This is a genomic window from Nocardia sp. GTS18 (assembly GCF_013839555.1).
Taxonomy (GTDB): domain Bacteria; phylum Actinomycetota; class Actinomycetes; order Mycobacteriales; family Mycobacteriaceae; genus Nocardia; species Nocardia rosealba.
This window is the reverse complement of the sequence record NZ_JACBIU010000001.1, coordinates 418,197-442,819: the sequence shown is the minus strand read 5'-3', so window position 1 is coordinate 442,819 and position 24,623 is coordinate 418,197. Positions and strand designations below refer to the sequence as shown.

Annotated in this window: 25 protein-coding genes; 19 read left to right on the top strand and 6 right to left on the bottom strand. The window is 69.6% G+C overall.

Annotated features, from left to right (window positions below):
* The first annotated feature begins 110 nt into the window (after positions 1-110).
* The 8 genes from HYG95_RS02170 to HYG95_RS02135 are packed head-to-tail and all read left to right on the top strand — an operon-like array spanning position 111 to position 9,758.
* Positions 111-1,382, top strand: a complete 1,272-nt coding sequence (locus tag HYG95_RS02170; protein ID WP_225280267.1) for a hypothetical protein — start codon at positions 111-113, stop codon at positions 1,380-1,382.
* The gene (locus tag HYG95_RS02165; RefSeq protein ID WP_181696309.1) at positions 1,379-2,353 is read left to right on the top strand and encodes a glutamate ABC transporter substrate-binding protein; all 975 of its coding nucleotides are present in this window, start codon (positions 1,379-1,381) and stop codon (positions 2,351-2,353) included. The genes HYG95_RS02170 and HYG95_RS02165 overlap by 4 nt, the downstream gene beginning before the upstream one ends.
* Entirely contained in the window at positions 2,350-3,519 is a 1,170-nt protein-coding gene (locus HYG95_RS02160; RefSeq protein WP_181696308.1) for a hypothetical protein, read from the top strand. The genes HYG95_RS02165 and HYG95_RS02160 overlap by 4 nt, the downstream gene beginning before the upstream one ends.
* A complete protein-coding gene (locus HYG95_RS02155) occupies positions 3,516-5,915 on the top strand; it encodes a serine/threonine-protein kinase (protein ID WP_220138927.1) in 2,400 nt (799 codons plus the stop codon). The genes HYG95_RS02160 and HYG95_RS02155 overlap by 4 nt, the downstream gene beginning before the upstream one ends.
* Positions 5,912-6,925: a PP2C family serine/threonine-protein phosphatase gene (locus HYG95_RS02150; RefSeq protein ID WP_225280264.1), complete on the top strand. Its 1,014-nt coding sequence runs from the start codon at positions 5,912-5,914 to the stop codon at positions 6,923-6,925. Before HYG95_RS02155 ends, HYG95_RS02150 begins: the two co-directional genes overlap by 4 nt.
* Positions 6,922-8,211 carry a VWA domain-containing protein gene (locus tag HYG95_RS02145; protein ID WP_181696307.1) on the top strand — a complete coding sequence of 430 codons (1,290 nt, stop codon included), beginning with the start codon at positions 6,922-6,924 and terminating at the stop codon, positions 8,209-8,211. Before HYG95_RS02150 ends, HYG95_RS02145 begins: the two co-directional genes overlap by 4 nt.
* Position 8,212: 1 nt before the next feature.
* Positions 8,213-8,869 (top strand): FHA domain-containing protein, encoded by a 657-nt coding sequence (locus HYG95_RS02140; RefSeq protein WP_181696306.1) that lies wholly within the window; start codon positions 8,213-8,215, stop codon positions 8,867-8,869.
* 34 nt (positions 8,870-8,903) lie between these two features.
* The gene (locus HYG95_RS02135; RefSeq protein WP_181696305.1) at positions 8,904-9,758 is read left to right on the top strand and encodes an SDR family oxidoreductase; all 855 of its coding nucleotides are present in this window, start codon (positions 8,904-8,906) and stop codon (positions 9,756-9,758) included.
* Positions 9,759-9,765: 7 nt separating this feature from the next.
* Here HYG95_RS02135 and HYG95_RS02130 read toward each other — a convergent pair whose 3' ends face one another.
* Positions 9,766-10,698 (bottom strand): threonine/serine dehydratase, encoded by a 933-nt coding sequence (locus HYG95_RS02130; RefSeq protein WP_181696484.1) that lies wholly within the window; start codon positions 10,696-10,698, stop codon positions 9,766-9,768.
* Between the two features lie 288 nt (positions 10,699-10,986).
* On the opposite strand from HYG95_RS02130, the gene HYG95_RS02125 reads away from it, so the two are divergent.
* The 5 genes from HYG95_RS02125 (at position 10,987) to thpD (ending at position 14,891) form a co-directional block, all read left to right on the top strand.
* Complete coding sequence (locus HYG95_RS02125) at positions 10,987-11,700, top strand: response regulator transcription factor (RefSeq protein WP_067635442.1); 714 nt, start codon at positions 10,987-10,989, stop codon at positions 11,698-11,700.
* Positions 11,701-11,790: 90 nt separating this feature from the next.
* The gene (gene ectA, locus HYG95_RS02120; protein ID WP_255494958.1) at positions 11,791-12,315 is read left to right on the top strand and encodes a diaminobutyrate acetyltransferase; all 525 of its coding nucleotides are present in this window, start codon (positions 11,791-11,793) and stop codon (positions 12,313-12,315) included.
* 5 nt (positions 12,316-12,320) lie between these two features.
* A complete protein-coding gene (gene ectB / locus HYG95_RS02115; protein ID WP_181696483.1) occupies positions 12,321-13,589 on the top strand; it encodes a diaminobutyrate--2-oxoglutarate transaminase in 1,269 nt (422 codons plus the stop codon).
* Complete coding sequence (locus tag HYG95_RS02110) at positions 13,586-13,987, top strand: ectoine synthase (protein WP_181696303.1); 402 nt, start codon at positions 13,586-13,588, stop codon at positions 13,985-13,987. The genes ectB and HYG95_RS02110 overlap by 4 nt, the downstream gene beginning before the upstream one ends.
* Positions 13,974-14,891, top strand: a complete 918-nt coding sequence (thpD, locus tag HYG95_RS02105; RefSeq protein WP_181696302.1) for an ectoine hydroxylase — start codon at positions 13,974-13,976, stop codon at positions 14,889-14,891. Before HYG95_RS02110 ends, thpD begins: the two co-directional genes overlap by 14 nt.
* Here thpD and HYG95_RS02100 read toward each other — a convergent pair.
* The gene (locus HYG95_RS02100; protein WP_181696301.1) at positions 14,879-15,751 is read right to left on the bottom strand and encodes a type IV pilus biogenesis/stability protein PilW; all 873 of its coding nucleotides are present in this window, start codon (positions 15,749-15,751) and stop codon (positions 14,879-14,881) included. The genes thpD and HYG95_RS02100 overlap by 13 nt on opposite strands.
* 218 nt (positions 15,752-15,969) lie before the next feature.
* The gene (locus HYG95_RS02095) at positions 15,970-16,989 is read right to left on the bottom strand and encodes a hypothetical protein (RefSeq protein WP_181696300.1); all 1,020 of its coding nucleotides are present in this window, start codon (positions 16,987-16,989) and stop codon (positions 15,970-15,972) included.
* 58 nt (positions 16,990-17,047) lie between these two features.
* Between HYG95_RS02095 and HYG95_RS02090 the strand changes: the two genes are divergently transcribed.
* The 3 genes from HYG95_RS02090 to HYG95_RS02080 all read left to right on the top strand — a co-directional run bounded on the left by HYG95_RS02090 (position 17,048) and on the right by HYG95_RS02080 (position 19,236).
* On the top strand, positions 17,048-17,476 hold the full coding sequence (locus tag HYG95_RS02090) for a MarR family winged helix-turn-helix transcriptional regulator (protein ID WP_181696299.1): 429 nt from the start codon (positions 17,048-17,050) through the stop codon (positions 17,474-17,476).
* Between the two features lie 76 nt (positions 17,477-17,552).
* Positions 17,553-18,824 (top strand): glycosyltransferase 87 family protein, encoded by a 1,272-nt coding sequence (locus HYG95_RS02085; RefSeq protein WP_181696298.1) that lies wholly within the window; start codon positions 17,553-17,555, stop codon positions 18,822-18,824.
* Positions 18,825-18,918: 94 nt separating this feature from the next.
* On the top strand, positions 18,919-19,236 hold the full coding sequence (locus HYG95_RS02080; RefSeq protein ID WP_220138924.1) for a DUF2795 domain-containing protein: 318 nt from the start codon (positions 18,919-18,921) through the stop codon (positions 19,234-19,236).
* 8 nt (positions 19,237-19,244) lie between these two features.
* On the opposite strand, the gene HYG95_RS02075 is transcribed toward HYG95_RS02080, so the two are convergent.
* Both HYG95_RS02075 and HYG95_RS02070 read right to left on the bottom strand, forming a co-directional pair.
* A complete protein-coding gene (locus HYG95_RS02075; protein ID WP_220138923.1) occupies positions 19,245-20,345 on the bottom strand; it encodes a diacylglycerol kinase in 1,101 nt (366 codons plus the stop codon).
* Positions 20,346-20,355: 10 nt separating this feature from the next.
* Positions 20,356-21,147, bottom strand: a complete 792-nt coding sequence (locus tag HYG95_RS02070) for an SDR family oxidoreductase (protein ID WP_181696297.1) — start codon at positions 21,145-21,147, stop codon at positions 20,356-20,358.
* 91 nt (positions 21,148-21,238) lie between these two features.
* Between HYG95_RS02070 and HYG95_RS02065 the strand changes: the two genes are divergently transcribed.
* Positions 21,239-22,099, top strand: coding sequence for a helix-turn-helix domain-containing protein (locus tag HYG95_RS02065; RefSeq protein ID WP_181696296.1), 861 nt, complete (start codon positions 21,239-21,241; stop codon positions 22,097-22,099).
* Between the two features lie 3 nt (positions 22,100-22,102).
* Here the strand turns inward: HYG95_RS02065 and HYG95_RS02060 are convergent, their stop codons facing one another.
* Positions 22,103-22,588, bottom strand: a complete 486-nt coding sequence (locus tag HYG95_RS02060; RefSeq protein WP_225280254.1) for a nitroreductase family deazaflavin-dependent oxidoreductase — start codon at positions 22,586-22,588, stop codon at positions 22,103-22,105.
* Between the two features lie 142 nt (positions 22,589-22,730).
* Between HYG95_RS02060 and HYG95_RS02055 the strand changes: the two genes are divergently transcribed.
* Both HYG95_RS02055 and HYG95_RS02050 read left to right on the top strand, forming a co-directional pair.
* A complete protein-coding gene (locus HYG95_RS02055) occupies positions 22,731-23,114 on the top strand; it encodes a DUF1304 domain-containing protein (protein ID WP_181696294.1) in 384 nt (127 codons plus the stop codon).
* Between the two features lie 220 nt (positions 23,115-23,334).
* Complete coding sequence (locus HYG95_RS02050; protein ID WP_255494928.1) at positions 23,335-24,588, top strand: lipase family protein; 1,254 nt, start codon at positions 23,335-23,337, stop codon at positions 24,586-24,588.
* Positions 24,589-24,623: the final 35 nt, after the last annotated feature.

The window sequence follows — 24,623 nt, the reverse complement described above, 5'->3', positions numbered from 1 at the left end:
CCTGGTGAATCGGGTTGCGCGAGCGCCTTTCCCGCGCGCGGGCGAATTATCGGCCGCTCCCGTAGGATCGCGATCGAAGACACCGCCCGGGGAGAAGTGAGGAGGACGGTGTGGGATCTCGCCTACCGGCGACCATCCGTGACGCGGGGACGTGGTTGCGGCGGTTCGCCGCGACGACACCGGGGGTGATCGGGGTTGTCCTCGTCCTCACCACCCTGGCCTGTCTGATCGCGGGATCGACTGCGGGACAACAGCTCGACGCCAAGATCGTCCGTTCCGAGCAGGTGCTCGATCGCACCGAACCACTGGCCTTCGCCGCGCAGAGCCTCTACGTGTCGCTCTCGGCCGCCGACGCGGGTGCCGCCACCGCGTTCCTGTCCGGTGGCATCGAATCACCGCAGGTGCGCGACACCTACGAGCAGGCGCTCGCCGAGGCCGCCGCCGCCCTCGCCGAGGCGACGGCAGGCGCCACCGACGCCAAGACCAGGGCGATCGTGGCTCGCATCGCCGCCGATCTGCCCACCTACACCGGGCTGGTGGAGACCGCGCGCGCCAACAACCGCCAGGGTTTCCCGGTCGGCTCGGCCTATCTGCGCCAGGCCTCCGATCTCATGCAGACCTCCCTGCTGCCGCACGCCGAGCAGCTCAACGAGGCACGCTTCGCCGCCGTCCGCGACGATCAGCAGCGCATCGGTGCCCTGCCGCTGACGTCGATCCTGTTGCTGCTGCTGGTGTTGCTCGCCTGCGCGGTGGCCTCGGTGATCCTGCTGCGCCGCACCAACCGCCTGGTGAACCCCGGTGTGGCCCTGGCGGCCGCGGCGGCCGCGCTCGCCCTGCTGTGGACCGTCGGTTCGACGCTCACCGCCGCCCAGCTGCTCGACACCGGCGACTCCGGTGCGGGCGCGCGGGTGGAGAACCTGGCGGGTGCGCGCATCCTCGCTCAGCAGGCCCGCACCGACGAGACCCTCGCGCTCATCACCCGAGGCGACATCACCGCACCCGAGGCATCCTTCCGCACCCACACCGCCGACCTGGAACAGCGCCTGGCCGCCGCCGGTGCCGCCGACTCCGATGCCGCACGCGCGCTGACGAATTGGAACGCCGGACACAACGCCCAGCGCACCGCCTACGAGAAGGCCGACTTCACGGGCGCGGTCACCCAGGCCATCGGCACCGGCCCCGAGAGCTCGGCCACGAGCTTCACCCGCCTCGACAGCGAACTGCGCGACGCCCTCGCCCAGGCACGCACCGATCTGCGCGACGGCGTCGACGACGCGCGAACGGCCTTGACGCTGAGCCCCTTCGGCACCCTGCTGCTGTTGCTCGCCGCGGCCGGTGCGGTGGTCACGGGCCTGTGGCCACGGTTGAAGGAGTTCCTGTGAGCATTCGTCGTTCCCGGTTCGCGCTGGTTCTCGCCGTGACGGCCGTCCTGCTCGCGGGCTGTGGTGACGCGCCCGCGCCGTCGTCGATCGAGGCCACCGCCGTCGCGCCACCGCTGCCGGGCGCCGAGGCGATCACCTCGGCACCGACCGCCGAGGGCACCGGATCCTGCGATACCGAGGCCACCTTGGCGCCGCGTGCACAGCCGCGACCGGCGGCGATGCCCGCCGGATCGGCGATGGCCGCGATCGTCGCCAACGGCAGGTTGCGGGTGGGTGTCGACCAGAACACCTACATGTTCGGGTTCCGCAATCCGTCCACCGGGCGGCTGGAGGGCTTCGACATCGACCTGGCCCGCGAGATCGCCCGCGATCTGTTCGGCGACCCCGATCGCATCGAGTTGCGTTCGGTGACCGCCGCCGACCGCATCCAGCTGCTGCAGGAGCGCAAGGTCGACATGATCGTTCGCACCTTCTCCGCCACCTGTGAACGGCGCCGCGACGTCGACTTCTCGAGTGTGTACTACCGTGCGGCCCAACGCTTCGCGGCGCCGCGCGGCGCCGGTATCGCCTCCGGCGCCGACCTGGCGGGCAAACGGGTGTGTGTCACCAAGGGCACCACCGCGGCCGCGCCGCTGTTCACCCTGCCGACCCCGCCGACCGTGCTCGGCGTGACCAACTGGACCGATTGCCTCGTCGCGCTGCAGCAGGGCACCGTCGACGCGATCAGCGGCGACGAACCGATCCTGTCCGGTCTGGTCGCCCAGGACCGCAACCTCGAACTCGTCGGTGCGCCCATCGGTTCGGGGGCCTACGCGGTCGGTGTGCCCAAGGGCAGCGACGAGCTGGTGCGTTTCGTCAACGGCGTGCTCGAACGGATCAGCGACGACGGCACCTGGGAACGGATCTACGCCCAGCATCTGTCGGCGCTCGGCCCGTCGCCCGGCGCACCCGCGCCGAGGTACGCCGGATGAGTTCGCCGATACTCGGCACCGCCGAGATCGATCGTGAACTGGCCGGGCGCACCGCGGAATTGGCGACGGTGAGCAGCACCCTGCTCGAACTGGACCGGCACCCCGGCATCGCCCTGGTGCGCCGCTACCCACCGGAGGGGGAGACCGCGCGCCGATGGGCGCCGGTGGAGAAGGCGCTCGGCGAGCTCTTCGACGACCTCGCCCGCGTGCGCGCCATCCTCACCGAGGCCGAGACGGTGCGTGGCCGCGGCCGGATCGATGACCGCGCCCGCGCCCGGCTCACCGACCTGCTGCGGGGGCGTCCGCACGAAATCGCCCGTGTTCCGGTGCCGTTGGCACAGCGCGGGCTCACCGGGCCGAGCGAAACCGTGGTGACGGTCGGGATCACCGACTGCCTCGACCGCATGCGCGCGGCCTTCGCGTTCGTCGCACCGTTCGCCGAGGAGGTCGAGGCCGTCGACCGGCGGGTACTCGGCGCCCTCGCGCCCTTGCAGCAGCGGGTGGAGCGGGCCAACGGCGCCTTGGCCGCGGCCACCGAACCCCTGGCCGACTTGCTGCGCCGCGCGGGCACCGACCCGCTCGGCTTCGCACCCGGTGAGATCACCTCGGCACTGGCCTCGCTCACCGAGCTGATCGAGACCGAAACCGTCCGCAATGCCGAATTCCTCTCGGTGGCAACCGATCTCCCTGCTGCCGTTGCGGCACTTCGGACCCGGCTCATCGACCTGGCCGATGCGCAGCGTCGCGCCGACGACACCGCCGCCCGCGCCGAACGCAAGGTCAACACCGGAGCGCTGCCGCCCGGCGGCGCGCCGGTCGCGACCTTGCTCGCCGAGCTGTCGACCCTCGGCGAGGAACCGACCCGCTCGACCGTCGAACACCTGCTCGCCCTGCGCCTCCGTGCCGACGACGCGGCCGACAAGACCGCGCGCCGAGCGGAATTGGCGCAGGGTTTGCTCGATCGGCGGGCCGAGCTGCAGGGCAGGCTCGCCGCCTACCGTGCCAAGGCCTCGCGCCTGGGTGTGGCCGAAGAGCGCGATGTGCTCGCCGCCGACCGCATCGCCGCCGGCCTGCTCACACGCACACCGTGCGATCTGGCCGCCGTCACCCGGGCAGTCGCCGACTATCGTTCGATCATCGGGGAGAAAGCGGGGCGGACAGCATGATCTGTAGTGAACCGGGTTGCGGCGGTGTGATCGAGGACGGCTACTGCGCCGTCTGCGGCACCGCGCCCGTGGCGGCCGCCGTCCACGGCGCCGCACCGACCTCGCCCCGGCGTTCGGGCCACACCACGGCCGTCCGGCGAACACCTGCCCCGGCGATCGGCACCTCGACCGGTGCCGCTCCGAAGGTCACCGCGCCCGGACTCTGTGCCGAAACCGGCTGCGGCGGAACGATCGTCGACGGCTACTGCGATACCTGCGGCACCGCGCCCGCCCCGCTCAGCGCCCCCGTGCACAGCCCGTCGGCGGCGACCATCAGCGCCAACCGCACCTCGAGCCGTTCGGTACGCACCCGCTCGGGCTCGGCCCGATCGGCAGCGCGCGGCCGGCTCGGCGCCGGACTGGTCGAGGTGCCGCCGGTACCGCGCGTGGATCCCGCGTCGGCGGTGCTCACCGACCCCAAGGTCCCCGAATCCGACCGCTACTGCGGCCGATGCGACAAACCGGTCGGCCGGACCAACGACGGAATCCCGGGCCGCACCAGCGGTTTCTGCCCGCACTGCGGTACCCGCTACTCGTTCGTGCCGCGCCTGCAACCCGGCGACCTGGTCGGCGGGCAGTACAAGGTCGAAGGCGCCCTGGCGCACGGCGGCCTCGGCTGGATCTACCTGGCCACCGACATCCGCGTCAACGACCGCTGGGTGGTGCTCAAGGGCCTCATCGACACCGGCGACAGCGACGCGCAGGCCGCCGCCCTGGCCGAACGGCGCTTCCTCGCCGAGGTGGACCACCCCAATATCGTCAAGATCCACAACTTCACCGAACACGCCGACGCCGACGGCGAACCGGTGGGCTACATCGTGATGGCCTACGTGGGCGGCACCTCCCTCAAGCAGATCCTGCGCGACTACCGCGCCGCGCACAACGCCTACCTGCCACCGGCCAGGGCCATCGCCTATGTGCTGGAAATGCTGCCCGCCCTGGGCTATCTGCACGCGCGCGGCTGGGCCTACTGCGATTTCAAACCCGACAACGTGATGCAGACCGAGGAACGCCTCGAACTCATCGACCTCGGCGCCGTGATCGCCATGGACGACACCACGTCCCCGATCTACGGCACCCTCGGCTACCAGGCACCCGAGATCGCCGAAACGGGCCCGACCGTGGCCACCGAGATCTACACAGCCGGCCGCACCCTCGCGGTGCTGATGATGCGGGTGCCCTCGGTGGACGGCCGCCTCGGACCACTGCCCACGCCCGACACCGAACCGCTGCTGGCCCGCCACGATTCGCTGTACCGGTTCCTGCTGCGTGCCACCGACCCCGATCCGCTGGCCCGGTTCGCCTCGACGAGTGAGATGGCCGACCAGCTCACCGGTGTGCTGCGCGAGGTCCTCGCCGCCGAGGACGGTGTACCGCGCCCCGGTATGTCGGCCGTCTTCGGCCCGGCCCGCGCTGTCTTCGGAATCGAGGGCGCCACACCGGAACCCGCCGCGGTCGTCGCCGCCCTGCCCGCGCCGCTCGTCGACCCGGGCGACAGCGGTGCCGCGCTGCTGGCCACCACCGACGCCGCGACCCCCGCCGAACTCGAGCAGGCACTCACCGCGGGCCTGCGCGCGGTGGTGACCGGCGCCGGGGAATCGGTGGAGATCCCGCTGCGCCTCGTGCGCGCCGAACTCGAGGCAGGCGACGCCGACGCCGCCCTCGCCCGGCTCGCCGGCCTGGACCTGGATTTCGACTGGCGCACGGTGTGGTACCGCGCCCAGGCCGCCCTGCTGAAGGGCGACTACGGGAGCGCCGCAGCGGATTTCGAGGCCGTCTACGCGGCGCTGCCCGGCGAACCCGCGCCCAAACTCGCCCTGGCCGTCGCGCTCGAGCACGGCGACCGGCCCCGCGAGGCGCTCGCCCTCTACGACCTGGTCTGGTGCACCGACCACACCTATCTGTCCGCGGCCTTCGGCGCCGCCCGGTTGCGCCGCGCCGACGGCGACCGCGCCGGTGCGGTGCGGGTGCTCGACCAGGTCGAACGCACCTCGTCGATGTACACCGAGGCCCGCGTGCGCGCCGTGGAGACGCTGCTGGCCGAGCGCGGCCCGGCCGAACTGGACGAAGCCGCGTTGCGCGAGGCGGGGGAGCGGGTCGAGCACCTGCGCCTCGACTCGCGTGCCCGCACTGCGCGGGTGCGCATGCACGTGCTCGAGGCGGCACTGAACTGGATCCGGTCGGGACAGCGGCCGAGTGCACCAGGCAAGCTGTTGGATGTGGAATTCACCGAAGTGGGAGTGCGGACGGGGTTGGAACGATGCTTGCGGACATTGGCGCGCGAAGCCGACGACATGTGGACCCGCTTCGTGCTGGTGGATCAGGCCAACAACGTGCGCCCCAGGACCACGCTGTGACCGCCGCGGGTTGCCCGGACTGCGCGGGTGCGGCGCGGGCGGGATACCGGTATTGCGAGAGCTGCGGTCGCGAACTCGGGGTGCGCAAGGCGGCCCTGCCGGTGCACGATCCGGTCACGGTGCCGCAGTGCCCCACCTGTGGGGAACGACGCTACGAGGCCGGGCTGTGCGTGGTGTGCCGCACCCCGAAACCGGTTCCGGACCGTTTCGAGGAAGACCTCGGCCCGGTGTACATCCTCACCGATCGCGGAATCAGCCACTCCCGCAACGAGGACGCGGTCGCCGCCGCCGTGCGCGACGGTGACGGCGTGCGGGTGATCGTCGTCAGCGACGGCGTCTCGACCTCCCAGGACCCCCAGGCCGCCTCCGGCACTGCCGCCCGCACGGGCGTCGACGCGGTGCTGGCCGCGCTCGCCGACGGCCGCCCCGCCCCCGATGCCGTGATGGCCGGACTGGCCACCGCCGTCGCCGCGGTGCGCGGCATGTCACGCACCCCCGAGTACGCGCCCTCGTGCACCTACGTCTCGGCGATCCTGCGCGACACCCCTGAGGGCACCGAGATCACCGTCGCCAATGTCGGTGACAGCCGGGCGTTCTGGCTCGCCGCAGGCGATCCGACGGCCTCGCGCAGGCTCAGCGTCGACGACTCGTGGGCCCAGGCCCTCGTCGACGCGGGCGCCATGGACGAGGAAGCCGCCATGCGCGACCCACGCGCGCACACCCTGCTGCGCTGGCTCGGCGCCGACGGCGGCGAGGCACCGTGGTCGGCGAACTGCCTGCAGAGCATGCTCGTCACCGAACCCGGCACCCTGCTGTTGTGCACCGACGGGCTCTGGAACTACCTGCCCGATCCGGTCGCGCTCGCCGGGTTCACCGTCGAGACCACCCCGCAGGCCGCGGCCCGCGCCCTGGCCGACTTCGCGCTCGACAGCGGCGGCAGCGACAACATCACGGTCGCGCTCGCCCCCGTGCCCGCGCGTGCCGCTGTACCCGATCCAGGAGTGTCATGAGTTCCCCTGATAGCGCAGGCATTTCGGTCGCCGTCGACCAGAACGAATTCCTCGCCGAGGGCGCGAGCGTGGTCGACGCGGTGCTCACCGTCACCACCGGCCCCGAACTGGCCGCCGTCGCCACCCCGCCGCCCCGGCTCGAGATCCTCATCATCGACTGCTCCGGGTCGATGGGGCACAAGCGCAAGTTCGAGAACGCGCGCACCGCGACGCGCGCCGCGCTCGACGAGATCCCCGACGGCACCGCCTTCGCCATCATCGAGGGCACCGAGTCCGCGCGGATGATCTACCCCGCCGGCGCGCTGTCGGCGCCCGCCGACCACACCCACCGCACCGCCGCCAAGCGTGCCCTCGATCGGTTGCGGCCCGACGGCGGCACCGCCATGGGGTCCTGGCTCGCCCTCGCCCGCCAGGTCGCCGCCGGGCATCCGGGTGCTCAGGCGCACGCCATCCTGCTCACCGACGGTAAGAACGAACACGAGACCCCCGAGCAGCTGGCCACCGAACTCGACCGCGCCGAAGGGCTTTTCGTCTGCGACTGCCGTGGTGTCGGTGCCGACTGGGCGGCGGCCGATCTGCACAAGATCTCCTCGAAGCTGTCCGGCGGCGCCGATATCGTCGCCGATCCCAAGGACCTGGCGGCCGATTTCGCCGCCATGATGCGCTCGTCGGCGGCCCGGGTGATCCCGGAACTCACCCTGCGCGTGTGGACTCCGGCGGGTGCGCGGGTGCGCATGGTCAAGCAGGTCGCACCGGTGCTGGAGGACCTCACCGGGCGCCGCACCGATTCCGGTGCGCAGGTGGGGGACTACCCGCTGTCGTCGTGGGCGGCCGAGGAACGCGAATACCACCTGCAGATCGAACTGGAACCGGCCGCGCCCGGGCGGGAGAAGCTGGCGGCCCGTCTCAGCGTGCTCGCGGGTGATGACGTGCTCGGTCAGGGACTGGTCCGCGCGGTGTGGACCACCGACTCCACCCTGTCGACCAGGATCAGCACCCGCGTCGCCCACTACACCGGCCAGGTCGAACTCGCCCAGGCCGTCCAGGAAGGCCTTGCCGCGCGCCGCGAGGGCGACTTGTCCACGGCCACCGCGAAATTGCGCCGCGCGGTGGAACTGGCCGCCGCCTCGGGACACGAGTCCACCGCCAAACTGCTTCGCACCGTCGTCGAGGTCGACGAGAAGGACGGGACGGTGAAGCTGCGCGGTCAGGTCGCGGCCGCCGACGAACTCGCGCTCGACATCCGCTCGACCAAGACCACCCGATTGCGGTCGGAGGGTTCCTGACATGGCGGTGTGCGCGGACGGTCACCAGACGCAGGCCACCGACTACTGCGATGTGTGCGGGTCGGCACTCACCGGTGTCCCGGCAGCCGATCCGGCCGATCTGCGCCTGTGCCCCGCGTGTTCGGTGCCGACCAGCGGACGCTTCTGCGAGAACTGCGGATACGACTCGGCCCTGCCCGCGCCACCGCCATCGCCATCGCACACCGACGCGCCGCCCGTCGGTGCACCCGACGTCGCCGGTGAACGCGCAACCGTGTGGGTGGCCAGGGTTTTCGCCGACCGCGAGTTCTACGACCGGGTGCAGGCCCGCAAAGGTCCCGACGCCGACCGGGTGGCGTTCCCTGGTTTCTACCCCGAACGCCGGATCGAGTTGCGCGGCAGCGAGTTCCTGATCGGCAAACGTTCGGCGTCGCAAGGCATCGTGCCCGAGATCGACCTCGGCATCGCCCCGGCCGACCCGGGTGTGTCGCGTGCGCACGCCCTGTTGCGCGTCGGGACCGACGGCTCGCTCACCGTCACCGACCTCGGCTCGACCAACGGGACCAGCCTCGACGGCACCGAGACACCGCTGTCGCCACAGGTTCCGGTGCCGTTGCGGGCGGGTAGCCGCCTGCACGTCGGCGGCTGGACGACCATAACCATCGATACCCTGTCGTAGACGGGAACATCGAGCGAACCGTAGGGTCGGGGCCATGACGAAGTTCGACGGGAAGACCTGTTTGATCACCGGCGCCGCCAGCGGTCTCGGCCGGGCCACCGCCTTCGCGGCCGCCGCCAAGGGCGCGTCGCTGGTGCTCACCGACATCACCGCCGACACACTGGCCGCCACCGCCGAGGAACTGCGCGCCGCCGGTGCCACCGTGCACCTGGCCCATCCCGCCGACGTGAGCGACCATTCGGCCGTCGTCGGGCTGGCCGCACACACCTTCGAGGCCGTCGGGCACGTCGACATCGTGATGAACGTGGCGGGCATCGCCACCTGGGGCACCGTCGACAAACTCACCCATCAGCAGTGGCGGCGCACCATCGACATCAACCTCATGGGCCCCATCCACGTCATCGAGGAGTTCCTGCCACCGATGATCGCCGCGCGGCGTGGCGGTCACCTGGTGAACGTGTCCTCGGCGGCCGGCCTGTTCGGGTTGCCGTGGCACGCGCCCTACAGCGCGACGAAGTTCGGGCTGCGCGGTGTGTCGGAGGTGCTGCGGTTCGACCTACGCAGGCACAAGATCGGCGTCAGCCTCGTGCTTCCCGGGGCGATGGCCACCCCGATGGTCGACAGCGTCGACATCGCGGGCGTCGACCGCGACAACGCCGCGCTGCGCAAGGCCATCGGCCTGTTCCTGCGCCATGCCGTCACGCCGGAACAGGCCGCCGACGCGGTGATCCGCGGTGTGGAACGCAACCGCTACTGGGTCTACACCTCCCGCGACATCCACCTCGCCCACTGGGGCCAGCGCTACGTCCCGTATGGCTACACGCTGGCCATGCGCGGCCTCAATGCCGCGATGACCAACTACGCCACCAAGAACGAACTGGTGCGCTGAGCACCCCTCACACCAGGTCCGACGGGTCGGTGTTGGCCCCGCACAGGATGACGCAGACCCGCTCGCCCTCGGCGGGCCGGTAGGCCGCACCGGAACCGGTGTCGCGCAGCGCCGCCAGCGCGGTCGCGGCACCGTTCTCCACGGCGATCCGGTGCTCGTCCCAGAGCTGTCGGCGCGCAGCGCGGATCGTCTCGTCCTCGACGAGTACCGACACCACGTCCGGGTGCTTGGCGGCGGCCAGCGCCATCTCCGACACGTTCGGTGCGCCCAGCGAATCGGCGGCGATCGAGTCGACGCTCACCTGCACCGGACGGCCCGCCTCTAGCGCGGCGTTGAGCGAGCGGCAGCCCACCGGTTCCACCGCGACGGTGCGGATGCCGAAATGCTGTGCGGCGACAGCGGTTCCGGTGAACAGTCCGCCGCCGCCCACCGCGACGACCACCGTGTCGAGATCGGGCACGCGCTGCTGGATCTCGCGCATCAGCGTGCCCGCGCCCGCCGCGATGAGCGGGTGATCGTAGGCGTGCGAGAACAGCGCCCCGGTGTCCGCCGCGAACTCCTGACACGCGGCCAGCGCCTGCTTGTACTCGGGACCGATCAGTCGTACATCGGCGCCCAAGTCACGAAGTCGACGGATTTTGACCGGCGGCGCCGATTCGGGCAGAAACACGGTCGCGGGCACGCCCGCTTCGCGCGCCGACCACGCGCACGCCAGTCCCGCATTGCCGCCTGAGGCGATCGTCACACCGGCGGCGGGCAACTCCCCGGCGGCGCGCAGGAAGTTCTGCGCGCCACGCGCCTTGAAAGTCCCGGTGAACTGCAAGAACTCCAGCGCGAACCAGAGCGGGGAATCCCCAGGTCCAGCGGGTGCAACCGTCACCGGGCGAACCCGGCCCTCGATCCGCGCGGCGGCGGCCTCGATGTCGTCGAAAGTGGGCATCACCCCGTCGACTATGCCACCGCGCGCAGCATCCCGACCGACCTTCAGAACCGTACAAATCGGGCACGAATTGTTACGGCGGGTTTACGCGACGAGCGCTCTGGGTAAGTAACGGATTGGTAACAAGCTCGAAAGCGGGATGTCGTGTCGGTCTGGGGACGCGAATTCCCCAGGTGTACCGGCCGCACGCACGAGCGTGTCAGCAAAGGAAGTGCACATGAGCGAGCATTGGCAGAACACAGCCGCATCGGCGGTCACGGTCGCGCCGGGCGGCAGCGAGGTGCGAGGATGACCGCCAACTTGATGATCGTCGACGACGATGTGCAGATGCGGGGCGATCTGCGCCGCGCGATGGAAGACGAGGGCTACGCCGTGGCCGAGGCAGGCGTCCCCGAGGACGCCCTCGACCGGCTCCGCAACGACGGCCCGCCCGACCTGATGATCGTCGACCTGATGCGCGGGGCCACCGACGGCTTCGACTGCATCCGCGAGATCCGCCGCGACCACGACGTGCCGATCATCGTGATCAGCACCAGGTACGACACCCACGACGTGGTCGCCGCCCTGGAAGCCGGTGCCGACGACTTCGTCAGCAAACCGTTCGAGATCAAGGAGATCACCGCCCGGATGCGCGCCCTGCGCCGCCGCGCCAGGATCGCCGCCGAACGCGACGCCACCCCCGAAGTCGTCCTCGACGACGACCCGGTGCGTCCCCTCGTCCTCGCGGCCGACGCGGGCGCGGTGCGCCGTGGCAGCGAGGAACTGCACCTCACGGTCACCGAGTTCCGGTTGCTGTGCGAACTCGCCGAGACCCCCGGCCGCGTGCTCAGCCGCGCGGTGTTGCTCGAAAGAGTCTGGGATCAAGGCTTTTTCGGTGACGAACGCATCGTCGACGTCCACGTGCGCCGGTTGCGCACCAAGATCGAGCGCGACGCCTCGGATCCGCGCATCGTGGTGACCGTGCGCGGGCTGGGCTACCGGCTGGATATCCAGCCGCAGTAAACGATTCGTCATACAACCGCAAAGAGCTCGACACAAAGACCGTAAAGTCTCTTAGTCAAGGTGGAATGTATGCCGAGTCCGACTATGTCCATGGAGCCGACCGATACCGCGGCGGCTCGAGGTTCGGAAATTATTCTCAGACATCCGAGATTGGGTGACGGTGCCCAATTGTGGCGCATCGCGCGCGATTCCCGCGTACTCGACGTGAATACGAGCTACGCCTATCTGCTGTGGTGTCGTGATTTCGAGGCGACCTCCATGGTCGTCGAATGTGGCGGGCAGGCAGTGGGATTCGTGATCGGGTATGTTCGTCCCGATGCGCCGGACACGCTTTTCGTCTGGCAGATCGCCGTCGACGCCGAATTCCGCGGCCGGGGTCTGGCCGCGAAACTCCTGCACGCCCTGCTCGATTCCGTGGCACCCGCCGGGATCAACACCCTGGAAACGACGATCTCTCCCGATAATTCCGCTTCCCAGGCGTTGTTCTCCGCGGTGGCCCGCGAACGCGGCGCGCAATTGCGTACCGAGGAACTATTCGAAGCACATCATTTTCCGGATTCCCACGAAGCCGAGCACCTCTACATTATTTCGCCCGCTCAGCGCCAGGAGGCATGATCATGATCACGACCACCGACACCAGCATTTTCGAAGCGATGGAATCGAACGTGCGTGGCTACTGCCGCGACTGGCCCGCCGTGTTCACCACCGCCGAAGGTGCCTGGATCCGCGATGAGCAGGGCCGCGACTACCTCGACTTCTTCGCAGGCGCAGGCGCGCTGAACTACGGCCACAACAACCCGGTGCTCAAGAAGGCGCTACTGGAATACATCGGGAGCAACGGCATCACCCACGGTCTCGACATGTCGACCGTGGCCAAGCGTGAACTGCTCGAGACCATTCGCGAAACCCTGCTCACCCCGCGCGGGCTCGATTACAAGGTGCAGTTCCCCGGGCCCACGGGCGCCAACGCGGTCGAGGCGGCGCTCAAGCTGGCCCGCAAGGTCACCGGCCGCAAGACGATCCTGAGCTTCACCAACGCCTTCCACGGCATGACGCTGGGCGCGCTGTCGGTCACCGGCAACGCGGCCAAGCGGGCGGGTGCCGGTGTGCCGCTCGAGCACGCCACCCCGATGCCCTACGACGGCTACTTCGACAACACCATCGAGGACTTCGGCTGGATGCAGCGGGTGCTCGACGACAGCTCCTCGGGTTTCGACCGCCCCGCCGCGGTGATCGTGGAGACCGTGCAGGGTGAGGGCGGTGTGAACCTGGCCCGCGCCGAGTGGCTGCGCCACCTGGCCGGCCTGTGCGCCGCGCGCGACATCCTGCTCATCGTCGACGACGTGCAGATGGGTTGCGGCCGCACCGGCCCGTTCTTCTCCTTCGAGATCGCGGGCATCACCCCCGACATCGTCACCCTGTCCAAGTCGATCGGTGGCTACGGCCTGCCGATGGCGCTGGTGCTGCTCAAGCCCGAGCACGACCAGTGGGCTCCCGGTGAGCACAACGGCACCTTCCGCGGCAACAACCCCGCCTTCGTCACCGCGACCGCCGCGCTGCGCGAGTACTGGTCCGACGACAAGCTGGCCCGGCTCACCGCCGCCAACGGCGAGTACATCGGCCGCACGCTCTCGGCCGTGGCCGAGCGGCACGAGGGCATCACCACGCGCGGTCGCGGCATGGTGCACGGCATCGTCTTCGACGACCCGTCGCAGGCGGGTAAGGTCTGCCGCACCGCGTTCGAGCAGGGTCTGCTGGTGGAGACCTCGGGTTCGATGGACGAGGTCGTGAAACTGCTGCCGCCGTTGACGCTGCGCAGCGACGAGCTCGACCGTGGTCTTTCGGTGCTGTCGGACAGCATCGATACCGTCTGTGGTGGTGCCGCATGATCGTGCGCACCACCGCCGAGATCACCGGAACCGACCGCGATGTGGCCGGTCCCGGGTGGCGAAGCAAACGTATCGTGCTCGCGGGCGACAAGGTCGGGTTCTCGTTCCACGAGACCACGATCGAGGCCGGGACCGTGCACAAGTTCCACTACCAGAACCATGTGGAGGCGGTGTGGCTGGTCGAGGGCGAGGGTGAACTGCTCGACCTCGAGGACCAGACCGTGTATCCGCTCGGTCCCGGTTCGATGTACCTGCTCGACGGCCACGAACGTCATCAGGTCACCGCCCGCACCACGCTGCGGATGTTGTGTGTGTTCAATCCGCCGGTCACCGGCCGCGAGGTACACGACGAGAACGGGGTGTATCCGCTGATTATCGAGGAGGATGCCAGTGTCTGATCGGTCCGACCGCTACCCCACGCGGTTGTCCGAGCCCGCCCCCCACATCGAGCGCACCGATCCGACGGTGTGGGGGCAGGTGCGTACACCCGAGCTGGCCGAGTTCGACGCGAACGGTTTCGCGACGATCCCGGATCTGCTCAGCGCGGACGAGGTGGCGGCTTTCGGGGCCGAGATAGGGCATCTGGCGGCCGACCCGGTGCTCTACGGCGACGAGCGAGTGATCGTGGAACCCGTTGCCGGACAGGTTCGTTCGGTGTTCCAGGTGCACCGGCTCAGCAAGCCGATCGCGGAGCTGCTCGCCGAGTCGCGCATCGTCGGGCTCGCCGAGCAGATCCTCGGTTCGCCGGTGTATCTGCATCAGAGCCGGGTGAACTACATGCCGGGTTTCGGTGGCAGCGGGTTCGGCTGGCACTCCGATTTCGAGACCTGGCACGCCGAGGACGGTATGCCGACCCCGCGCGCGGTGAGTCTGTCGATCGCGTTGACCGACAACTACCCGTTCAACGGGTCGCTGATGGTGATGCCGGGTTCGCATCGCACGTTCGTGCCGTGTCTGGGTGAGACGCCGGAGGGTCATTACCGGGAGTCGTTGCGCGAGCAGCGCATCGGGATCCCGACCAACGACGACATCACCTTCCTCGCCGCGCGCTACGGCATCACCCAGTTCACCGGCAAGGCCGGCTCGGCGCTGCTGTTCGATTCCAACCTGATGCACGGGTCGTCGAACAACATCACGCCGTATGCCAGGTCGAACATCTTCCTGGTGTTCAACAGTGTGGAGAACGCCCTGGTCGAGCCGTTCGCGGCGCCGCAGCGCAGGCCGGAGCACATCGCCGCACGTGATTTCACGCCCGTGCGGTCGTTATCCGCCGAGCGTCACCTGGTGGATCAGGTGCGCTGAGGCAGCTCGGCCAGGCAGGCCGCGGCCCGGGGATCCTCGTGGGCCGCGGCCTGCCACCAGGTGCGGGCGGCGCCGATATCGCCGACGTGCAGGGCGAGCAGGCCCAGGTCGTAGGCGGCGGCGCTGTTTCCGGCCTCGGCGGCTTGTGCCCAGAGCACACGAGCCGAGTCGTGTTCTCCCCGTGCGAACATGGCCGAGCCCAGGTCGTGCAGCGCGCGTCCGACATTCTGCTCCGCGTATGGCTGCCGGGTCGGTTCGGCGGAGACGGCCGGCTGCACGCGCGCGGTCGGCCGGGCGTACAGGGGCGGCTCGGCCTGGACGAGTGGCTGGGCGCCCATTCGTGGCAACTGATCGGTCGGTGCGGGATCCGTGTCGGCCCGGGTGAGTTCGACGACGAGTTCGTTGAAGTCGGGGGTACCCGGGCCGGTGCTGCACCACAGCGTCGACGCGCCGTCGGGCAGCAGATCGACGACCATGCCGTAGTTACCGGTCCACGACTGCTGCGGGCCCGCACCGGCCACCCAGACGGGCGTGAGGGTGAACAAGGCCTCCGGCGCCTCGGCGGTGACGGTGATGTCGATGCCCGCCGCGAGCGCGTCGGACCAGATGTCCACCCCGCCGAGGGTCCGCCCGCCCAGATGCACGTGGCCGTCGGTGACGGTGAGCCCCAGACCGAGACCGGACACGTCGGCGGGTGGCATCACCGACAGCGCGCGCAGCCGTAGCGCGGTCGTGCCGGTCGGTAGTGCCTCGGTGTACATCGGGTACACGTCGGCACCGCACCAGTCGATGGGATCGGCCCCGGTGTAGCGGTGCTCGAGCGGCACGTCACCGGGGCGTTGTGCGCCAGGACGATTCATCGGTGCAGCCCACCCTTTCCGACGTAGTACCCCCTGCATCGGTCGCGCGCTACACCGTACCCGCGTCCCACCCCGAACGCGGCCGGATTCATGACACGGAATCGGTCATCTCACCTCGTCGTAATCCGCCCGCGGCCCGCCGATCCGGCGCTCCGCTCCCCAGTTCACCGAACCGATCTCGGCCCGCGCTCGCTCGGTTGTGGCGCAGTCACCACGGTTCAGACGGCGGCCGATTCGCCGATCTCCTCCTCGACCGCACGCTCGGTGACGGGTTCAGGCGCATGCCGCGCCTCGTACTTGCCCGCGACGGCGACGAGCAGCACGCCGACCGCCAGCCACACGAACAACCCGCCGAGGCGTGCGCTGAAACCGGCGGCACCGTCGAAGTACAGCAGGCTGCGCAGACCTTCGACGAAATCGGCACCGTTCCAGAACGAATGCAGCGCGCCGAAGAATCCGTTCTGCAGTTCCGGCCGGTAGACACCGCCGGAGGTGGTGAAGTTGAGCATCACGAAAAGGGTGATCAGGGCGAGCGTGGTCCAGCGCTTCAGGAAGGTGTGCAGGCCGACACCGATCAGGATGATGCCCGCGGAATAGAGCCAGGCGATGCCGAACACGCTCGCGAAGTCGCTGTCGATCACCCCGAACACCGGGCCCGCTACGACGACACCGATCAGGCTCACCACCATCGCCGTCACCACGCCGATCGCCGCGCGCACCCGCATCCGCAGCATCGCGCCCGCGGCGCCGATCACCGCGACACTGCCGTAGGAGCCGACACTCAACGCCACCAGCAGGAAGAACAGGCCCTGCCCGGTCGGATCGCCCTCGGCCTTGCTCGTCACGTCGGTGACGACCAGCGGCACGCCCTGATGGTCGGCAACCGAACGAAACGCCACCTCGGCGGCCATCGCGCTGGTGTCCGAACCGGCGGTGGCCACGAGCAGTTCGGGGCGCGCGGCATCGGGCACATAGGCGCCGACGAGGTCGCGCTCGTGCAGCAGGTTCGTCGCGGCCTCTCGGGTGGGCACGGTGATGACGTCGACGCCCTCACCGCCCCGGTCCTGCATCGTCTGGGCGAGCACCATCGCCTGCGGGGGATCACCGACGACGGCCAGCGCCAGATGGTTCGGCGTGGGCTGATGGAAGGCTCCGAGATAGGCCAGGGCCATGCCGAGGCACATCAGCAGGGGAGTGAGCAGGTGGCCGGCGAGGTGCCGCAGCTGGGTGACGGTCATCGAGGGAAGTCTCCAAGAAGGTTGGTAAATGCAACTATAATTGTTGTATCGTACAACCATGAGTGAGTCAGAGGCAAGGGACGACGCCGTCGATGTCATCCAGCGGGAGCTGACCGCCTTCTCCCGCCGCGCCCGTGGCCGCGCCGCCGAACTGCACCCGGAATTGAGCCTGGTCGCCTACAGCATCCTCGACCTCGTCCTCGAACGTGACGGCTGCCAGGCCGCCGACGTGGCCGCACAGTTTCTGCTCGACAAGTCGACCGTCAGCAGGCAGGTCGGGGCGCTCGAGCAGCTCGGTTACCTCGAACGCGAAATCGACCCCGCCAATCGGCGCAACCACATCCTGCGCGCCACCCCCGAGGGTCGCGCCGTCGCACGCAAGGCCGAACGCACCCGCCGAGCCGCCTTCACCGCCCGGTTCGCGGACTGGCCCGACGAGGATGTGCGCACCCTGGCCCGCCTGCTCGTCCGCTACAACCAAGGCTGACCGGGGTGTAGTGCGCGTCACTGTCGCCGAAGGTCGGTGCCCCGACTCGGGCCCTCGGTCGGTATAGTCGCCGCGGATGAGTAGTGACACCACCCACCCCGCGCAACCGACCCCACGCCCGATCAATCGAGCCTGGTGGCTGGTGCCGGTGTTGCTCGGTGTCGTCGCGGTGGTGTGCATGCGCACCCCGCTGTGGCCGTTCGAACCGTACTCCGGCGCCTTCATCGACCTGCAGGTGTATCGCCTCGGGATCGAGGCCATGCGCGACGGCGCCGACATGTACGGCCAGCTCCCCAAGACCAGTGTCGGTATCGGCCTGCCGTTCATCTATCCGCCGTTCGCCGCGATCGCGCTCGCGCCGTTCGCGTTGCTGCCGTGGGGTGCGGCCAAAACCCTCTACGTCGCGGTGTCGGTCGCCGCGCTGGCCTGGACCCTGTATCTGGTCGCCCGCCGCTACAACCCCGATCGCAAGCAGGTCGCCCTGCTGATCACCGCCTGCGCGCTGCCGGTCGCGCTGCTGCTCGAACCGGTGCGCGCCACCATCGACTTCGGGCAGGTGAACCTGCTGCTGATGGTCCTGGTCGCCACCGACTGCCTGCTGCCCAAGACCCGCTACCCGCGCGGCATGCTCATCGGCCTGGCCGCCGCCGTCAAGCTCACGCCCGCCGCGTTCGTGCTGTTCTTCCTCGTCCGCAAGGACTACAAGGCCGCCGCCACCGCGGCAGCGACCGGCGCGATCGCCACCCTCGCCTCGTTCGCGATCCTGCCGACGGAGTCCGTGCGCTACTGGTTCGGCGGCCTCGGCAACGTCTCGGGGCTGAGCGGTTCGGCCTTCCACACGAACCAGTCGATTCAGGCGGTACTGGCCCGCCTGCACGTCACGGGCCTGCCGTTCGACGCCCTGTGGTTGTTCTTCGGCGCCCTGCTGCTCGCCCTCGTCGTGGTCGCCATGCGCAAGGCCGCGGACGCTCCCGCGATCGCACTCGCCCTCAACGCCGTCTTCACCCTGCTGCTGTCGCCGATCTCGTGGTCGCACCACTGGGTGTGGATCGCCCCCGCGCTGCTCGCCATCGTCTGCCACGCCCGCACCCTGCCCGCCGCGAGCACGCGCGGCTGGTATGCCACGGCCGTCGTGGTCGCCGCCGTCTTCGTCATCGCGCCGCACAGTTTCCTGCCCGACGGCGAACACCGGGAAACGTCGTGGACCTGGGATCAGCACCTCATCGGCGATACCTATGTGTGGTTGGCGGTGGCGCTGGTGGTGCTGTTCCTCGTCACCGGCAGGCGCGCGGACCGCAAGTCCGTCACCGTGGAGCCGGCCCGCCCGGAAGTCATCCCCGCCGCCTGAGGACCGCCCTGTTTGAGGCCGGTCCGCCCGGGTATTTCGGCAGCCGTTCGAGGAAACTGACGAAGGTCGCTTCGGCGCCCGGAAAGGTTCCGTGATGGTGACTACCGATGTGCAGCGGGTCGAGCGAGCGTTGTCGGAGGTGGATTTCCCGGCGAACAAGGACGACCTGGTGCGGTGCGCGACCGACGCGAAAGCCGACCAGGACACGGTGCGCGCCCTGCGCGCCATCCCGCCGGTGGCCTACGCGAACATGACCGAGGTCCTGCAGTCGGTGACCCTCGACGACGGACGATCCGAGGCGCAGCGAATGGCACAGAGCCGCGATCACGCCCACCCCGGTGTGGCGGAGCGCGATCGCGAGGTACCGCCGAACCCGATCGTCGAGGAACTGGGGGAGAACCGCGACAGCTGACGCGGCCGTTACTCCCCAGCGCCGGGCGGGATCCTTCGCGCATCCGCCAGCCCGGTGCCCGTCACCAGCGGTAGGTCGAGCGTGGTGCGGAGGCCCGGCGCTGCGGCGACGACGGCGGGGATGGCGTTGACCAGGCGCATCGCGGTGCCGACGAGGCTGGCGTGGTTGTGGTCGCCGTGGTCGCTGAACATGGCCAGATCGAGGGTGTAGTTCGGCTCGCCGGTGACCTCCACCCGATAGGAACCACCGGTCCGGGCGGGCTGCGGCCAGTCGGGCGCGAGATCGGCGCGCAACCGGGTGACGTGCTCGAGCACCGTGACAGCGCGATCACCCACCATGCCGCGCACTTCGAACCGCAGCGCCGCCGCCGTACCCGCCTCGATGGTGCCGGAGTCGATGTCGAAGGTCTCCGGGGCGGGCAACCGCTGGTACTCCTGGGTGACGGCGTCGAGTTCGATGCCGAGCCCGGCCGCGAGCTGCCGCACGACGCTGCCCCACGCCAAGGAGAGCACCCCCGGCTGCAACAGCAGCGGCGTCTCGGTCATCGGCTTGCCGAACCCCATGATGTCGAACATGACCGCCGGATTGTCGTAGGTCGAGTAGTCGACGATCTCGAGGCAGCGCACCTGCTCGACGTACCGGCAGGTGCCGAGCAGGGCGAGGGGGAGCAGATCATTGGCGAACCCGGGATCGATCCCGTTCACGAACAGCGACGAAGCACCTTGTGCCGCGGCCTGTTCGATGGGATCGAGCAGTTCTGCCGGGAGCACACCCCACGGGTACTGCAGGAACACCGGCGCGCTCGCCACCACATTGATGCCCGCGGCGAGCAGCCTGCGCAGGTCTTCGAGCGCCTCGGGTAGCCGGTTGTCGGTCATCGCGGTGTAGACGACACAGTCGGGACGGCGAGCCAGTACCTCCTCGATGCCGGTGGTGGCCCGCACGCCGGACGGGGTGGCGAGTCCTGCCAGTTCGGCCGCGTCGAGGCCGACCTTGTCAGGTCCGGAAACATGGACCCCGATCAGCTCGAACCGCGGGTCGGCGAGCACGCCCGTCAACGCGTGCCGCCCGACATTGCCTGTACCCCAGTGGATTACGCGAACAGTCATGATGTGGTCCTCACAGATCGGGAAGCGGAATCGTCAGGTTGGGTGCGATGAGCCCGCCGTCGACCTCGAGCACCTTGCCGGTGAGAAACGACCCGGCAGGGGAGGCGAGATACACCGCTGCCGCTGCGATATCGGTGGGCTCTCCGAGGCGCCGCAGCGGCGTCGCCTGTTCCATCTGGCCGCGCATCTGCTCGTTGCCCGCGACGATCGCCAGCGCCGAGGTGAGGATGGATCCGGGTGCGATGGCGTTGACCCGCACCCGCGGGCTCAGATCGGCCGCGGCGGTGCGTGTGTAGTGCGCCAGCGCGGCCTTGGCCGTCGCGTACGCGGCGAACGCGCGCCCCGGCAACCGGCCCATGGTCGAGGTGATGTTGATGATCGAGCCGCCCTCGGCCGTGGCGAGCATCCTCGGCACCGCGGCCCGCACCAGGGCGTGCGCGGTGCCGACATTGAAGGTGAAGGCCTCGGCCAGGTCCTCGGGAGTGGTGTCGAGCAACGGTTTCGGCAGGGCCCCGCCCACATTGTTGACGGCGATATCGAGGCGCCCGAACCGCTCGACGGCCACCTCGGCGAGCGCGGCCGCTGCCGCCGGGTCGGCGAGGTCGGCGACGACGATCTCTGCCCGCCGGCCGGTGGCCGCCACCTGTTCGGCGACCGCACGCAGATCCGACTCGGTCCGCGCCGCGATCACCACATCGGCGCCCGCCTCCGCGAATCCGACGGCGATCGCGGCCCCGAGTCCGCGTCCTGCTCCGGTGACGACGGCGACCCGGTCGTCGAGCCGGAAGTGATCGAGAATCATGAAAGCCCCTCAGGCGTCGAATATTCGACTAATGTGTGGCGAATAGTCGAAGCAGTGTAGGGCGGGGTGACCCCGCGGACAAGGGGTTGTCATGGCGCAGTCGGCATCGCCGCCGACTCGGCGGGTCATCGAGGTGATGGAGTTGCTCGCGAGTGTGGGCAAGCCGCTCACGGCCTCGGAGATCGCGACGGCGCTGTCGCTGGCGCGCGCCACGGTCACCGCCGTACTCACCGAACTCGCCGCGGCCGGCTGGGTGCGCCGGGACGGGGAACGCCGCTTCCGCCCCGGACCGGCCTTGGCGGCGCTGTCCCCGGCGCAATCCGAACTGCCCGAGGCGGCCGTGCGGGCCGAACTGCGGGCGCTCGCGGTCGCGGCGGGCTGCGGGGTGACCCTGAGCAGAATCGAACGCACCACCCTGACCGTCGTCGCCAAGGAGTACGCACCGGACGCCCGTGTGGTTCCGGGGCTCGCTGTGGGTCAATCGATTCCGCTGGCCTACCCGGCGGGCGCGGCCGTGATGCCGTGGCGCGCAGAGGCCGAGCGTGCCGCGTGGTCGAAGACCGCTCCTGGCGAGGCCGCGGCACTACTGAGGTTCGTGCGGGCCAACGGGTGCGCGGTCTTTCGTCCCGACTCCGACGACGCGGGCGTGGTCGACGTGCTCGCCGACCTGCTCGGCGCCGTCGGCGCGGAACTCCTGCAACCCGACCTGCGCGCCCGCGTCCTGCGCCAGCTCGCCCGTCTCACCGCCCGCCCGTATCGCGACACCGAATTCACCGGCGACGATCCGCTGCCCGTGAGCTACTTGTCGGCCCCGGTGTTCGCCGGTGGCGCCGCACCCTACGAACTGCAGCTCGGCCCGCTGCGCCCGGCCGTCGGCCGCGCCGAGCGAATGGTCTATGTCGAGGCGATAACCGCAGGGGCCCAGGCGATGTCGGTCGTACTGGGAAGGTAGTTCTCAGGCAGGCCGAGGCGTCAGGATCACCACCGGTATCCGGCGTTCGGTCCACGCCTGATAGGTGTCGAAATCGGCGTACAGGTCGACCAGCGCCGGCCACAGCCGAGCCCGCTGCTCGTCATCGGCGACCACCGCCCGCACGGCCCGGCGCTCACGTCCGATCTGCACGTGCGTGTCCGGGTGTGCGCACAGATTCCGGTACCACTGCGGATGATTCGCCAACCCGCCCTGGGAGGCGACGACCACGATGTCGGCGCCGTCGACGAGGTAGAGCAGCGGAACAGTGAACTGCTTGCCCGACTTACGGCCGCGATGCTCGAGCAGCAGGGTGGGCACCGGCTTGCGGAAACCCGCGCCGATGCGCCAAGTGCCGCCGATGCGTCCGCCGGTGCGCCGGTAGATCGCCACCTGTGCGCGGCCGACGATCCGGAAGATCTTGGGCAGTACCGGATGATCGAGCTGACGAGGTCGCGGCGGTGTGGTCACGCACCAACCATACATAGCGCTGCCTGATTGTATGGTCTGTTTCTCGTGCCCCGCCGCGAGTCGGCGCGGGATCCGCGGATGCTGCCGGTGAATAATCACCACGGAAGCCCGGTAGGTCCGGACGGCGGCGAGAGGTGCGACGATGACCGCGATCGGTTTGATCTTCACCGGGGTGGCGGTGCTGCTGCACGCGTACATCTTCGTCATGGAGTCGCTGCAGTGGACGGCGGCGAGCACCCGGCGGACCTTCGGGATGTCGGCCGCTGAGGCCGAGTCCACCAAGGAGATGGCCTTCAACCAGGGCTTCTACAACCTCTTCCTGGCTGTCGTCGCGGCCATCGGAATGGGGTTCACCGCCTTCGGTGACAAGGGTATCGGGCTCGCGCTCGTGCTCGCGGGAGCCGGTTCGATGGTCGCGGCGGGTGTCGTGTTGCTCGCGTCCTCGCCGAGCAAGGCGCGCCCGGCCCTGATCCAGTTGGTCCCGCCGCTCATCGGCTGCGTCGCGCTGGTGATCGCCCGCTTCTGAACTCGTCGGTAACCCTACCTTCCGCTCCGGTAGTAACAGTGTTACTCTTCCCGGCGGCGCAAGTGTGACGGGACTCATGGTTCGTTTCACCTGCGGTGTGAATCACTCCGGCGACGTCGCCGGGCGGTGGAAGGAAAGGTTCTCGATGGATCAGCAGGGTATCGGGCGACGACGGCCGAAGACAGGCCGCGTCGTCCTGGGAGTAGCAGTTGCCTGTGCGATGGCGGCCACCGTCGTGGTCGCCCAGACCGAGGCCTCGTCGGCCGAGCCGGTCGGCTCGTTCTACACCCCGCCCGCGCAGATCCCGCAGGAACCCGGCGCCATCGTCAAGACCGCTCCGATGACCCTGCTCGCCACCCCGCCCACCGAGAAGGGCTGGCCCGGTGCCGCCGAGCACGTCATGTACACCTCACGCCTGCAGGACGGGTCGCCCGTCGCGGTGTCGGGTACCTACATCGAACCGGCCGGGCCGTGGCTGGGAGCCGGCCCGCGCCCGACCGTCGTCATCGCACCGGGCACCTCGGGCCAGGCCGACCGGTGCGCCATGTCGCAGGCGTTCTCCACGGGCCTGAGCGTGCACACCGACCCGGCGCTCGGCTTGTCGGCGAACCAGGAACTGCCGTCCTCGGCGGTGTGGAGCCAGCTCGGCGCGCGCGTGCTCGTCACCGACTACATCGGCCTCGGCACACCGGGCATCCACACCTACGCCAATCGCATCGAGAGCGCCCACGCGGTGCTCGACGGCGCACGCGCGGCACATCGCCTGGCGGGGGTCGGCCCGGAGACACCGGTGGTGCTGTGGGGCTACTCGCAGGGCGGCGGTTCGACCGCGGCGGCCGCGGAGATGGCGCCGGACTACGCACCGGAACTCACGGTGAAGGGCACCTGGGCGGGTGGCCCCGTCGCCGACCTGTCCGCGATCCTCGCCAAGATCGACGGCGCCCTGATCAGTGGTGCCATCGGCTTCGCCGTGAACGGCATGGTCGCCCGCTACCCTGAGCTGAACCAGGCCGTCGACCGGGTCATCAGCCCATCGGGCCGCGACATGCTCGCCACCCTGAGCGACTCGTGCATCGCCGACCTCATCACCCGCCACCCGTTCCTGAAGACCACAACGCTGACCAAGGACGGTCGCACGCTGACCGAGCACCTGGCCGAAATGCCCGAAGCCGCAGCGGCTCTGGAAGAACTGCGGGTCGGGTCGATGACCCCGGCCACGCCGGTGCTCATCACCAGCGGGCTCAACGACGACACCGTCCCCTACGGCCAGGCGCGCGCGCTCGCCGAGACCTGGTGCGCCAAGGGCGCAACGGTCACCTTCCGCACCAACGAGCTGCCGCCGATCCTGCCCGGGACCACCATCCCGAACCATTTCGGCCCCGAGATGATCGACGGATTCGGTCCCGACAACGCGATCACCTATCTGCTCGATCGCCTCGCGGACAAGCCGGTCACCGGCTGCACCTTCGACTGACTTCTTGCGAGGAAATCCCCGTGAATACGTTCTCT